This window comes from Hymenobacter sp. B1770 (assembly GCF_049896385.1).
In the GTDB taxonomy this organism is placed as follows: domain Bacteria; phylum Bacteroidota; class Bacteroidia; order Cytophagales; family Hymenobacteraceae; genus Hymenobacter.
Window position 1 is genome coordinate 1 of the sequence record NZ_JAFCUF010000006.1, and the last position, 12,744, is coordinate 12,744.

A 12,744-nucleotide genomic window follows, 5' to 3' on the forward strand; every position below is an offset into this window, starting at 1 on the left:
ACAGCCAGCAGCTTTTTAGGCATGCTCCATTTCGTCTCTGCCTTGCTTTGGCTCCGTTAATTGTCCGTACAACCTAGTCTATGCAGCTAACTTCTCCTACTTCTTTAGTTAACCTTACTTATCGTTTCGATTTACATGTTTTAGTCGTGCGTTGGATGGGCATTACCACCGACGATGAAACCCGAAGTGTTTATCGCCAACTCGAAGCCGCCGACGTGAACCAGTGTCGGTTCTGGCTGCTGGATGCCCGCCGCCGGCCTAGCTCGGGCCCGGCTGTGACCCGCTGGATGCTCGATGAGTTTGCCCCGCTGGTATCGGCCCACTTCGGCGGTTTGCTGTACTTCAGTTACTTAATTTCGCCGGCTCACCTCAGCGCCGCCGAAGACTTCCAGCAGCAGGTAGCAGCCGTGTCCAATCCCTCGCTGCCATATCGGCTGCATTATGCCAGCGAGGAAAGCACGGCCATCAACTGGCTGATTCTGGCCCAAGAAGCCGAAAAAAAGCCGGGCACCGGGATTCCTTGGCTCATCGGCCACTCAGCAGCTAAACGGGGCAGGGCTAACTTGCGGACACTGACGGTATGCCCGCAGTTTTGCTATGATTGTTTATAAATCGACTGACTGGTGGGAGGCCCTGCGCCACCTGCGCTCCTCGGGCGTCATTCGCCTGCTGCTAAGAAGGGTGCTGTTTGTGGGCCTCTACGCCACGGCCATTACAGCCACGGAAGTGCTTTATGCGCACATCGACCTTTCCGTGGATAAGGAATTTTTCACCTTTCTGGGCATAATGCTCAGCCTGTTGCTGGTGTTCCGCACCAATACGGCCTACGACCGTTTTTACGAAGGGCGCCGCCTCTGGGGACACCTCGTAAACAACTGCCGCAACCTGGCCAGCCTGCTCCACGCCCGGTTGCCCGCCCACGACCACGCCAACCGCGCCTACCTGGCCGGCCTGCTGTCCAACTTTCCCATTGCTCTGGATGGCCACCTGCGTAAAGGCGTGGAATTCCACAAGCTCACGGAGGTGGAAGACGGCTTCATTTCGCACCTGCAGCGACTCGACCATGTGCCCTCGGGCATTGCCACGCAGCTGCAGGAGTTTTATGAGCGCCTACTGGACCAAGAACTGATTCTGCCCATGCACCTGCTCACCATTCAGCGCCACCACGAGGCCTTGCTCGACGTGGCCGGGGCCTGTGAGCGCATCAAGGCCACGCCCATTCCATTTTCCTACAGCTACTTCATCAAGGGGTTCATCACGGTTTTCATCGTCATCATGCCCTTCAACCTGCTCGATACCTACCAATACCTGACCATTCCGGTCACCATGTTCGGTGCCTACGCCTTGCTGGGGGTCGAAATGATTGGCGACGAAATAGAGGACCCTTTCGGCAAGGACAGCAACGACTTGCCCCTAACGCAGATATCGAACCGCATCCGGGCCAACGTGCACGAAATCCTGGGGGTTGACCTGCACGAGGATATTCGTGCCTTGGCCGATGCCCCTTATACGGTGGTGTTTTAGACTGAACCCGCCAAGGCGCGTTTTTACGCCACCATTTGCTTCTTGTAGGCCCCAGGCGTCACGCCCTCGTGTTTCTTAAATAGCGACTGGAAGTACGACAAGTTGTTGAACCCCGCCCGCAAGCACACCTCGGCCACGCTGGCCAGTGGGTGGCGCAGCAGCCGCTTCGCCTCACTCAGCCGCTCGCGGATGATGAACTCCACCGGCGTAATCCCAAACTCGCGCTTGAACACCCGGAAGAACGTGGCCTTGCTCATACAGGCCAGGGCGCTGAGCTTGTCGATGCTCAGGTTTTCGGATAAGTTCTGTTTGATGTAGTCGACCACAGCCGCGAAGCGGTGGGTGGTGAGGTAGCGGGCATAGTCGTGGAAAATGAGCTGGCGGGCCTGCGTCTGCATCAGGCGCACCAGTAATTCCTGAAGTGTGAAGCCCGCCAGCACGTCCTTGTTGGCGTCGGTGGCGCGCGACACGGCCACGAGGCGGCCCAGCGTGTCAGTGAGCTCGGGGGTGTTGGTGAGGTGGGCGTAGTCGGGCGCGCTGATACCCCAGGGCTGGTGCGCCTCGGCGCGGGGGTAGCGCTCGTTCAGCAGGTCCACGGTGTGGCGAATGGTATCGGGCGCGATGGCCACGGCCAGGCACTGCGTGGGCTGGCAGAGGCAGGCCTCGGGAAAGTCGATTTCCATCAGCTCGTCCTTGTCTACCACCACCGACTCGCCGGGTAGGTAGTCGAAGGCATCGCGTCCGGGCAGGTGCATTACTTTTTTGCCGTGCAGCATGGTGGTCAGGGCCAGTCCGTCGAGGCGTAGCGGCACGCGGTGCGCGGCCTGGTGGGTTTCGAATACGTTCAACTCAAAGCCATCGAGGGCATACACGGTGCGGTTTTCAACGAGGCTGTGCAGGCGCTCAACGGCGAGTGGAGCAACGGCGGGTAGGTGAACGCGCGTAGGCATGGGTGGGATTGAGTTAGCTCCGGCGCTCAGGACGCCAGCGGAGTGGACGGAGTAGCAAGAAGCAACCGTAGCCAATACTGGAAGTGGTTGCGCTGGCAAGTTGCGATTATTCCCGCACACTTTAAGACAATACCACAACCCGACAAAAGGTTATTCAAAGACCTTTACCATCTGTCTAACCCACTCAACCTTTACTTATTACAACGTCATGGCTGAAACCCTCGAAGCAACATCCACCGTGGTGGAACGTCCCAAGTTCAAGTCTCATTACGACAATTTTATCGGCGGAAAATGGGTAGCCCCGGTCAAAGGCCAGTACTTCGACAACCCGTCGCCCATCGATGGCAAGGCCTTCTGTAAGGTAGCTCGCTCCACCAAGGAAGACATTGAGCTGGCCCTCGACGCCGCGCACGAAGCCTTCGCCACCTGGAAGCACGCCTCGGCCACCACGCGCAGCAACATGCTGCTCAAAATTGCCGACATCATGGAAGCCAACCTGGCCCACCTCGCCGCCGTGGAATGCGTCGAGAACGGCAAGGCCATCCGTGAAACCATGGCCGCCGACCTACCCCTGGCCATCGACCACTTCCGCTATTTCGCCGGCGTCATTCGGGCCGAAGAAGGCTCCGCCACCGAGTTGAACCAGGACACTCTATCGCTAGTGATTCACGAGCCGCTGGGCGTAATCGGCCAGATTATTCCCTGGAACTTCCCGCTGCTGATGGCCACCTGGAAAATTGCCCCGGCCCTGGCCGCCGGCAACTGCGTGGTGGTGAAGCCTGCTGAGCAAACCCCCGCCAGCATCATGGTGCTCATGGAGCTGATTCAGGACGTGGTGCCCGCCGGCGTACTCAACGTGGTGAACGGCTTTGGCCTGGAAGCCGGCAAGCCCCTGGCCAGCAACAAGCGCGTGCAGAAAGTGGCCTTCACGGGCGAAACCACCACCGGCCGCCTCATCCTGCAGTACGCCGCCGAGAACATCATTCCCGTGACCATGGAACTGGGCGGCAAGTCGCCGAATATCTTCACCAAGTCGGTGATGGACCACGACGACGACTTCCTCGACAAAGCCATCGAAGGCGCCGTGATGTTTTGCCTCAACCAGGGCGAAATCTGCACCTGCCCCTCACGAATGCTGGTGCACGAAGACATTTACGACGAATTTATTGCCCGCGTGATTGAGCGCGTGAAGGCCGTGAAGCTCGGCAACCCCATGGACCCCAGCACCATGATGGGCGCCCAGGCCTCGAACGACCAGTTTGAAAAAATTCTTAGCTACCTCGAAATTGGCAAGGCCGAAGGAGCCGAAGTACTGGTGGGCGGCGATGCGTACCAGCAGGAAGACGGCGCGCTGGCAGAGGGCTACTACATCCAGCCCACCATCTTCCGCGGCCACAATAAAATGCGGATTTTCCAGGAGGAAATCTTCGGCCCGGTGTTGTCCGTGACTACCTTCAAGGACAACGACGAAGCTATTGAAATTGCGAACGACACCCTCTACGGCCTCGGCGCTGGCCTCTGGAGCCGCGATGCCCACGAGCTGTACCAGATGCCCCGCGCCATTCAGGCCGGCCGCGTGTGGGTGAACTGCTACCACGACTACCCGGCCGGTGCGCCCTTCGGCGGCTACAAGGCCTCGGGCTTCGGCCGCGAGAATCACAAGATGATGCTCAACCACTACCGCCAGAGCAAGAATATGCTCATCAACTACAGCCAGCAGAAACTGGGCTTCTTTTAGGCTAAGCGGAATTAAATAAGTCCGCTAACATAGAATGTCATGCTGAGCTTGCCGAAGCATCTCTACCGCGCAGCTAATTAGAGTTAGTGTTGCGATAGAGATGCTTCGGCAAGCTCAGCATGACGTTCTTTAAAAGAAGGGATGCTTGTCCAATTGATTCCCGCTTCATCTTACACGCCATGCCAACCCCTCGCGTCCTTGTTACCCCAGCTGCCGAAGCCACCATCGACCTCCTGCGCGACGAGCACGGCCCGCTCATGTTCCATCAAAGCGGTGGCTGCTGCGACGGCTCCTCGCCCATGTGCTTTGCCAAGGGCGAATTCCGCATCGGCGGCAACGACGTGTGGTTGGGCCAAATTCACGGGTGCGACTTTTTTATGAGTACCAGCCAGTTTGAGTACTGGCAGCATACCCAGCTCACCGTGGACGTAACCAAAGGCCGCGGCGCCAGCTTCTCGCTGGAAATCCCGATGGGGGTTCGTTTTCTGATTCGCTCGCGGCTGTTTACGGAGGAAGAATCCAAGGACATGGTGCCCGTGCAAGTAGGGGAGGAGTACCTCGAGCAACAAGCCTAAAACGGTGTAGAGACGCGACACTTGGCGTCTCGTCGTTGAACGATGACGTCGAATCGCTTCGAACGGCGCGGCCGCCGAGACGCGAAGTGTCGCGTCTCTACACCTTTCCGATAGCTAATAAAAAAGCCCTGCTTCATAGTAGGGCTTTTTTATTAGCATGAAGCCAGAGAATTACTTCACTGCCGTTTCCTTCACCAGCGTTACCGTTTTGGGGTCTACTGTGATTTCCTGCAGGCGCTTGGCCACGGCCGGAGTCATACTTTCCTGAAAGCGACCACCCAAGTGCGTAGAGAGAAATTTCTCGGAGGCCGCCAGCATGGCCATGTTGTTCACGGGGCGGGCAAAGCCGTGGCCCTCGTCGGGAGCCAGCAGGTACTGCACGGGGTAGTTGCGGTCGCGCAGGGCCACCACTATCTGGTCGGCTTCGGCCTTGTTCACGCGCGGGTCGTTGGCGCCCTGCACCACCAGCAGCGGCGTTTTTATTTTATCGGCGGCCGTGAGCGGCGACATGCGGGCCAACTCGGCCCGGCCGGCTTCGGTGCCGGGGTCGGCCATGCGGGCGTACATCTGCTTGCGGCCCGCTTCCCAGTAGGGCGGTATGGCGTTCAGCAGGGTCATCAGGTTGGAAGGCGCCACAATGGCCACACCCGCTGAGTACACATCAGGAGTGAAGGCCACACCCGCCAGCGTAGCGTAGCCGCCGTAGGAGCCGCCCATGATGCCCACCTTCTTAGGGTCGGCAATGCCTTCTTTAATCAGATATTTCACGCCCCAGGTCAGGTCGTCCTGCATTTTGCGGCCCCACTCTCCATTACCGGAATTGAGGAATTTCTTACCGTAGCCAGTGCTGGCGCGGAAGTTGGGCGAAAGCACCGCATAGCCCCGGTTGGCCAAGAACTGGTGCTGTGGGTTGAAGCCATAAGAGCTGCGGGCCCACGGACCGCCGTGCGGCATGATGATGACGGGCAGGTTCTTAGCCGGCACGCCCTTGGGCAGAGTCAGGTACGCTGGAATCTCCAGCCCGTCCGACGACTTGTAACGTACCACTTTCATCTCGGCCAGGTCAGCGGGTTTCAGCTGGGGGCGCAGCTCATATTGCTTGGTCAGCTGCTTGGTTTGGCGGTCGAACAAGTACACCACGCCGGGCTGGGTGGCCGAGTTGGCCGAGAGCAGCCACAGCCGCTCGTCGGTGGTGTTGGACACGGGGTACACGTCGAGGCCGGTGAGCTTGGCGCTGGCCGTTTTGAAATCCTTTTCGAACGCCTTGTCTTTCCATTCGCGGCGCATGCGGTCGTCTTCAAAGCTCACGTAGACGGGTTCGTGGGTTTTCTCCGACATGGCCAGGCTGCCTACATCCACACGCTTCAGGGGGTCGGCCTGGAAAGGCTCCTCCTTGCCGGTGGCAGGGTCGAGGAGAACGATTTCCGACAGGTTGCGACCGTCTCCTTTGTTGGTCAGCATGTACACCCGCTTGTTGTCCTTGGCAAAGGAAAAGACGTTGCTCTGCTCGTCAATCGAGGTTTTGTAGAATGGGGTCATCTTGTCGCCCTCCACGCGGAGCCACTCGGTGCTGCCGTCCGGATTGGAGCGCGAGGCCACCCGCAGCTGGTCGTTCCAGTCGAACTCCCACGCGCCGAGGCGGTCGGTGTTCTGGCGCACCAGGGTTTTTTCGCCATTGGTCAGGTTCAGCTTGTAAAGGTCGTGCCAGGCCTTGTCGCGGTCGTTGAGACCGATGAACAGCGTGTTGGGGTCGGTGAGGGGCACGTTGTAAATCTGCACCCGCACGCCCTTGAGGCCGGTGAGGTCGCGGGCGGTGGGCACGGCCTGGCCGGCGGGCAGGGTTTCGGCCGGGTTCACGGCGTAGATGTTGAAGTTTTCATCGCCGCCTTTGTCCTGGCTATAAAGCAGGTACTTGCCGTCGCGGCTCCAGAAGTAGCCGCGCACTGGCCGGGCCTGGTCGTTGGTCATGGGACGGGCCTTATCGAAGGGCTCATTCAGGCCCTTTACCCAGATGTTGCGGGTGCCGTTGTAGGGCTTGATAAAGGAGAGAAACTTGCCGTCAGGCGAGAGCTGGGCGCCCGAAATTTCGGGGTCACCAAACAGCAGTTCGCGGTCGATGAGCGGCGGCAGCTGGCTCGCTTTGGCAGCGGCTTGTGCGAAGCCGGATTGAGGGGTTGCCAGGGTCAGTAACAGCCCCAGGCACAGCAACAAATGTTTCATAATGAAGCAGAAAAAAAGTTGAACTATGGGGCTAATGTAAACAAAAAAATGACCGAGCAACCTAAGCGGCCCGGTCATTTTTTGGCAATACTGATTTAAGCTCAGGCGTTATATAATTATATTATTCCTGAAAATGATATAAAAACGTAACTACGCCAGTGTAAGCCGGTTTTTTGGAACCTTCAATCTCTAAAGTTACCCCAACCCGGGCTTTGGCAATGCCGCGCAAGTTGGCCACCGACAGCAGGCTGGCGCGGAGTTGTACGCGGCTGTTTACCGTTACGGCTTGGTTGAATCGCAGGCTCTCAACTTCGTAGTTGACCTGCATTTTCAGGTTCTCAATCACCACGATTTGTTGCCACAAGTAGGGCAGCAGCGACACCGTGAGGTAGCCGTGCGCAATGGTGGCCTTGAAGGGGGACTCGGTCTGCGCCCGCTCCGCATCCACGTGTATCCACTGGAAATCGAGGGTAGCAGCGGCAAATTGGTTGATTTGTTCCTGCGTGACGGTGTGAAGCTCGGAAACGCCCAGTTCCTGGCCCACGCAGCCTTCTAGCTCGGCAAGGCTGCGGATAGTTAGTTTACTCATGTACGGGAATTGGCATGCGGAGAAAGAGGCTCAAACATACGCTGCCAAAGCGCCACCGTTGCTGTTATTTGTTTCTTTAGGTATCCGTTGCCCGTTGCCGGGGATGAATCTAAGTAAGTGCAACAACCAATCAACCACTCAATAGCCGCTAGCTGTTGCGGCCAAACACCCGGCGCAGCAACTCGGTGGTGCGCGCCACGGGGTTTTCGCGGATGTTGGCCTCTTCCTGGGCAATGAGCGTGAACAGGCCATCCACGGCTTTGCCGGTAGCATACTGGTTGAGGTCGGTTTGCACGGGCGTCACCAGTGGAATCTGGTTGTACTGGGTGGCTAGGCTGGCGTAGTAGCGCGTGGCGCCCACTTTATCCAGACTCTGCTGCATGATGGGAGCAAAAGCAGTGGTGAGCTGCGTGCTGGTAGTGCGCTTCAGGTACTGCGTGGCGGCGTCTTTCTGGCCGGTCAGGATATTCCAGACGTCGGAAAAGGTGAGGCTTTTAATGGCGCTCAGGAAGATGGGCTTGGCGCTGCGAGCGGCATCCTCGGCCCCACGGTTCAGCGACAGCTCAAACTTATCGACCTGGCTGCCCATGCCGATGCTGCGCAAGGTGTTGGCCACCCGCTGGGCGTCGGGCGGAAAAGGGATGCGAATGAGGCGGTTGAGGTAGAAGCCATCCGTTTGCGAAGCCTGGTCGGCACCCTTGCCAATGCCCTGCATCAGGGCTTCCTTGAGGCCATTGGCAGCTTCCGTGTTGCTGATGCTGCCTTTGTTGCTGCTGCCTGAACTGCCCGAGGGTGCTTTCAGGATATTTGGCAGATTGATGCCTTTGATAGGAGGCAGTCTGAACACCTGCGCCGAAGCGCTGAATGAAATAGCCAGAAATAGGAAGGCAAGAGCAAGGGTGTGGTTTTTCATAAGAGATAGAGCCAAGCGAAATGTGCCAGCTATTGAAGCATTGCAACGCCCATGCCGAATTCTTGGGCGGTGCTGTCGGGAATGCTTGCTTGCGTGTTCGTCGCTTTCAGTATGCGCGCGAGTCAGCCGATGCGCACCATCTGTTTGAAGGCCTAATGGGCTTGATGAGCAAGCAAATACATGCCTGATAAGAGGTGTTGCCGATTTCTGCCCTATGTGTTGGCTGAAGGGTGCCTTAAAACCAGAAGCGCTTTTGGCTTGCGTAATGAGATTTATTTTTATTTTACAAATAAATATTTATTTAATGTAAAAAAATGGCATACCTTGGGTTATTGATAGGCGCTTCCACTGGTTTAGCAGCTTCGAAGCGTTGGTGCAGTTTTTAACCACTTAATCTTTGTTCCGATGTTGAAATAATGTTTACCAGTGGCTTGTATTTCAGGCCTGCTTTTGTTCACTGGCTCCGCCTTCGGCCAGAACTATGAACAGATTGCCAAACAGATTGTGAACACCTCAGCCGGAGTTAAGCCCGGCGATGCTGTCGTAATTACGGGCGGCCAGCACACGATGCCCCTCATGGAGGCCGTGGCAGTGGAAGTGGCCCGCGCTGGCGGGCAGCCCAATATGTGGGTGACAACCGACAAGGTGGTGCGCGCAGTCAACGTGGAAACACCAGAAGCGGCCATTCAGGCTAGCAAAGCCAATAACATGCTGCTGCTGGCGGACGTGCTTATTACCCTGCCTAGCGTTGAGGACAGCCGGGCGGTACTTGCTGACGTTAGTGCAGCCCGTCGAACTAAATTTGGGCAGGTAGCTGCCGCCTCCAACATGAATCAGCAGCTTGATGCCAGCAAGCTGCGGGGCGTGTTCGTGAGCTACCCGAGCAAGAGTTATGCGGCATCACAAGAACTCAACTATGCTGACTACGAAAAAATGATGTGGGGTGGCATAGGGGCCGACTATGCGGCCATTGCCGACCAGGCCGAGCAGCTAAAGAAGATGCTGGCTACTGGCAAAAAGATGCACATCACTTCGCCATCGGGCACCGACCTGACCCTGGACCTGGCGGGCCGCCCCGTATTCGCCGACGACGGGGTGTTGTCGGCCACTGACCAGCAGGATAAGCTCATCTACAACCGCACGGCGCGCTTGCCCGGCGGCCTTCTCTACGGCACCTGCCAGGAAACATCGGCCACGGGCCGTCTGGCAGTAGCCAACGATGCCATATCCGCAGGTAAGCCGTTGAAAGGCTTTAAAGCGGACTTGAAAAATGGCCAGGTTGAAAACGTGCGTGCCGACGTCGGGGCCGATGCTTTTCAACAGCAGATGGCCCCTTATGGGCCCTCGGGGCTTAAGGTAGGCCGCTTTTCCATTGGCCTGAACCCGGTAATGAAACAAGAGGAGGGCAAGGCGTACTACCCTAGCACCGCAGCCGGCATGGTGTACGTGGCTTCCGGCAACAATGCGCTGTATGGCGGCGAAAACAAAGAGCCGGGCAGCTATAGCTTCCCCATTGCCAACGCCACGGTAGACATAGACGGCAAGGTGGTGATACGTAACGGCCAACTTGTGTCGACGACTGCCAGCACAATGGCCGCACCAAAGAAACGTCGGAGGTAAGTGAAGCCGCACAAGTCGTTGTAATCGAAAGGCCAGCCAATTAATAATTGGCTGGCCTTAGTTTTTACATCTCTACAGACTAGGTGGCGGGGCACCATCTCCGAAATCGCTCTAGATAACGCGGGTTGTGGCATCCATCCGTGCCCCTCACATATCTGCCACCTGCAGCTGAATATCCACGTTGCGGCCGTGGTCGTCGGCGCAGGAGATTTTCACGCTTCCACTTGGGGGCTGGAAAAACACCCGCTCCGTGGCCGCAGCTGCCCGCAGAAACTGGTCGTTTACGTACCAAAACACCTGGCGCACCTCGCTGCCCGCCGCGCAGCTTAGCAGCAGTTGTTGCTTTTCGGAGCGGTTGAGTAGGTATTCGGCATTGGCTAGGGGCGAGGTGATGGCTAGGGCCGTACCGGTTTCGTCGGAATTGCGCACAAGGCGGCAGTCGCTGTTGTGGGCAGGCAGGCGGGTGGCGGGCAGGCCCTCCGATTCGCGAAATGCCAGCACCTCGGGCAAGGGGTTGGGAAACAGCTGGCGCCGAAAGCCAGTAGCCGGCACGCACGCCCGGCAGTACGATACTGCCCCATCGGCCGAAACCAGAGCCTCACGTTGGTGCTCGCAGCGCCGGGCGCTGGAGGTGCCGGGCAGGTAGTAGTCTATGAGCTGGTTGGGGCAATGCTCGCCGGGCACCAGCCCGCTTTCGGCACACACCAGCCGGAAATCGAGGCTGGCGGGGGTCATGGCCCAGTTATTCGGTGAGTTGTAAGCCAGGGCGTTGAACAGGTCGAAGAGCAGAGGAGTGGCAATGTCGGTGCCGGTGAGGGCCGGGCTGCCTGCGCCGCTGAAGTTGCCTACCCACACGCCCACGGTGTAGTCTTGGTTGTAGCCGATGCTCCAGGCATCGCGGCGGCCGTAGCTGGTGCCGGTTTTCCAGGCGATTTTGGGCAGGCGCGTGCTGCCCTGGTAGCCCAGAGGCAGGTCGGGGCGGGTGTGCTGGGCGAGGATGTCGGTGATGAGGAAGGCGGCGGCGGGGGAGATGAGTGAGACGCCTGCCGCACGAACCTCACCCCCTGACCCCTGCCGGGTAAAGGGGTAAGTCAATTGCACCGCCCGGTACTGCCCCTTATCCGCTAGGGCCGCATAGAGTGCCGTAAGCTCCTCCAGCGTGGCTCCGCAACCGCCCAGAGTGGTGCTTAGTCCCAGCCGGGGCGCATCGTGCGCCACTCTCTTGAAGCCAGCATCGTGCAGCTTCTCGGTGAACGTGCCCACGCCCATCTCACTCAGCACGCGCACTGCTGGGATATTGAGCGAATAAGTAAGCGCCCGCTCTACTGTCACTTCGCCGCTGAAGTTCTTATCGAAGTTCTCGGGCCGGAAGCCGCTGAAGTTTGAAGGCACGTCGGGCAGCTTGAGCTTCGGCGTGACGATGCCGCGGTCCAGCGCCAGGGCGTAGAGAAAGGGCTTAAGCGTGCTGCCCGGTGAGCGAATGGCCCGCACACCATCCACCTGCCCGGCACTGGCCGCATCTTGGAAATCGGCAGAGCCCACGTAGGCTTCCACGGTGCGGGTGCGGTTGTTTACTACCAGCACCGCGGCTTGGGTGATGCCGAGCTCGTGCAGGCGGCGCACGTAGTTCCTGGTGAGGTCTTCGGCCTTGGCCTGCGGGCCCCGCAGCAGCGTGGAATGAATAATGGCCTGGCCGGGCTGCTGCGAAACGAGCCGCCGCGCCAGGTGCGGGGCCAGCGTCGGGGCGGCGTGGCGCTGCACGTCCAGCGGCTCGGCCAGGGCATCGGCGATGTCTTGGTCAGGAAACAGGTGTTGCTGCTGGAATTGCCGCAGCCAGCGGTTGCGCTCGGCCAGAATCTGTGCGTTGTTCTTGCCCAGCACCAGCACACGGGGCTGGTTGGGGATGATGGCCAATGTCACCGTCTGGGCCAGCGACAAATAGTCGGGCGGCTGCTGGAAATAAAGCATGGCCGCTGATTTCACTCCTTCTATGTTGCCGCCATAAGGCACTAGGTTGAGGTAAAGCTGCAGAATCTCGGCTTTGCTATAGTGGGCTTCCAACTGCATGGCGCGCAGCATCTCAAGCAGCTTGTTGCCAAGGGTGCGCTCCTTGGGCTCCAGCAGGCGGGCTACCTGCATGGTGATGGTGCTGGCGCCTGTAGTGCGGCCCGTGCGGAAAGCATTCCGGCCCGCGGCCTGCACAATAGAAAGCGGATTCACCCCGAAGTGGTACCGGAAATACCGGTCTTCCTTATTAATGATGGCCTGCTGCAGCGCCGGAGTTATCTCCGTCAGCTCGGTTTTCATGCGCCACTTCTGAGTGGGGTTCAGGTAAGCGTGGAGCACGCTGCCATCGGCCGCCAACACAAGCGGGGAGTAGAGCGGAGCGTGCGGTAGCGGAAAAGCCAGATTAAGGCCAAAAAGCCCAGGCGGGAGCAAAAGCGCCGCAACCGCAAATCGAAATGCCTGCCGCCGATTCATAGCCAAAGATATCCGCTCGCTGCTTGTGAAAAGGAACGATTGTGGCCCCTTTCGCGGCAGGCTTTTATACCGTTCAGGCGATTGGCTGCAAAACGGGGCAACGGCTGAAATAGCAAGTAATAACAGTAAGTAAA

General features: G+C 58.5%; 10 protein-coding genes. 5 read left to right on the forward strand and 5 right to left on the reverse strand.

Annotated features, from left to right (window positions below; genetic code table 11):
- Window positions 1-155: 155 nt before the first annotated feature.
- Together ACP7AJ_RS12950 and ACP7AJ_RS12955 are read left to right on the forward strand one after the other, a co-directional pair.
- Window positions 156-611: a hypothetical protein gene (locus tag ACP7AJ_RS12950; RefSeq protein WP_426060631.1), complete on the forward strand. Its 456-nt coding sequence runs from the start codon at window positions 156-158 to the stop codon at window positions 609-611.
- The gene (locus tag ACP7AJ_RS12955; RefSeq protein WP_426060632.1) at window positions 598-1,524 is read left to right on the forward strand and encodes a bestrophin family protein; all 927 of its coding nucleotides are present in this window, start codon (window positions 598-600) and stop codon (window positions 1,522-1,524) included. Before ACP7AJ_RS12950 ends, ACP7AJ_RS12955 begins: the two co-directional genes overlap by 14 nt.
- 23 nt (window positions 1,525-1,547) lie before the next feature.
- On the opposite strand, the gene ACP7AJ_RS12960 is transcribed toward ACP7AJ_RS12955, so the two are convergent.
- Entirely contained in the window at window positions 1,548-2,474 is a 927-nt protein-coding gene (locus ACP7AJ_RS12960) for an AraC family transcriptional regulator (RefSeq protein ID WP_426060633.1), read from the reverse strand.
- A gap of 208 nt (window positions 2,475-2,682) precedes the next feature.
- On the opposite strand from ACP7AJ_RS12960, the gene ACP7AJ_RS12965 reads away from it, so the two are divergent.
- The gene (locus ACP7AJ_RS12965; protein ID WP_426060634.1) at window positions 2,683-4,212 is read left to right on the forward strand and encodes an aldehyde dehydrogenase family protein; all 1,530 of its coding nucleotides are present in this window, start codon (window positions 2,683-2,685) and stop codon (window positions 4,210-4,212) included.
- A gap of 179 nt (window positions 4,213-4,391) precedes the next feature.
- Window positions 4,392-4,787, forward strand: coding sequence for a DUF779 domain-containing protein (locus ACP7AJ_RS12970; protein ID WP_426060635.1), 396 nt, complete (start codon window positions 4,392-4,394; stop codon window positions 4,785-4,787).
- Window positions 4,788-4,958: 171 nt separating this feature from the next.
- Here ACP7AJ_RS12970 and ACP7AJ_RS12975 read toward each other — a convergent pair whose 3' ends face one another.
- From ACP7AJ_RS12975 to ACP7AJ_RS12985, 3 genes are all read right to left on the reverse strand, one after another.
- Window positions 4,959-7,007: a S9 family peptidase gene (locus tag ACP7AJ_RS12975; protein ID WP_426060636.1), complete on the reverse strand. Its 2,049-nt coding sequence runs from the start codon at window positions 7,005-7,007 to the stop codon at window positions 4,959-4,961.
- A gap of 121 nt (window positions 7,008-7,128) precedes the next feature.
- Complete coding sequence (locus tag ACP7AJ_RS12980; protein ID WP_426060637.1) at window positions 7,129-7,596, reverse strand: MaoC family dehydratase; 468 nt, start codon at window positions 7,594-7,596, stop codon at window positions 7,129-7,131.
- Window positions 7,597-7,744: 148 nt separating this feature from the next.
- Entirely contained in the window at window positions 7,745-8,509 is a 765-nt protein-coding gene (locus ACP7AJ_RS12985; protein WP_426060638.1) for a DUF4197 domain-containing protein, read from the reverse strand.
- Between the two features lie 450 nt (window positions 8,510-8,959).
- Here ACP7AJ_RS12985 and ACP7AJ_RS12990 point away from each other — a divergent pair, with 450 nt between their 5' ends.
- The gene (locus tag ACP7AJ_RS12990; RefSeq protein ID WP_426060639.1) at window positions 8,960-10,129 is read left to right on the forward strand and encodes an aminopeptidase; all 1,170 of its coding nucleotides are present in this window, start codon (window positions 8,960-8,962) and stop codon (window positions 10,127-10,129) included.
- Between the two features lie 147 nt (window positions 10,130-10,276).
- Here ACP7AJ_RS12990 and pbpC read toward each other — a convergent pair whose 3' ends face one another.
- The gene (gene pbpC / locus ACP7AJ_RS12995; RefSeq protein WP_426060640.1) at window positions 10,277-12,496 is read right to left on the reverse strand and encodes a penicillin-binding protein 1C; all 2,220 of its coding nucleotides are present in this window, start codon (window positions 12,494-12,496) and stop codon (window positions 10,277-10,279) included.
- Window positions 12,497-12,744 lie beyond the last annotated feature (248 nt).

What these genes read in the sequence shown, in the direction of transcription:
- ACP7AJ_RS12950 (WP_426060631.1), top strand. Translation starts at nt 156, where the DNA reads ATGGGCATTACCACCGACGATGAAACCCGAAGTGTTTATCGCCAACTC.
- ACP7AJ_RS12955 (WP_426060632.1), top strand. Translation starts at nt 598, where the DNA reads ATGATTGTTTATAAATCGACTGACTGGTGGGAGGCCCTGCGCCACCTG.
- ACP7AJ_RS12960 (WP_426060633.1), bottom strand. Translation starts at nt 2,474, where the DNA reads ATGCCTACGCGCGTTCACCTACCCGCCGTTGCTCCACTCGCCGTTGAG.
- ACP7AJ_RS12965 (WP_426060634.1), top strand. Translation starts at nt 2,683, where the DNA reads ATGGCTGAAACCCTCGAAGCAACATCCACCGTGGTGGAACGTCCCAAG.
- ACP7AJ_RS12970 (WP_426060635.1), top strand. Translation starts at nt 4,392, where the DNA reads ATGCCAACCCCTCGCGTCCTTGTTACCCCAGCTGCCGAAGCCACCATC.
- ACP7AJ_RS12975 (WP_426060636.1), bottom strand. Translation starts at nt 7,007, where the DNA reads ATGAAACATTTGTTGCTGTGCCTGGGGCTGTTACTGACCCTGGCAACC.
- ACP7AJ_RS12980 (WP_426060637.1), bottom strand. Translation starts at nt 7,596, where the DNA reads ATGAGTAAACTAACTATCCGCAGCCTTGCCGAGCTAGAAGGCTGCGTG.
- ACP7AJ_RS12985 (WP_426060638.1), bottom strand. Translation starts at nt 8,509, where the DNA reads ATGAAAAACCACACCCTTGCTCTTGCCTTCCTATTTCTGGCTATTTCA.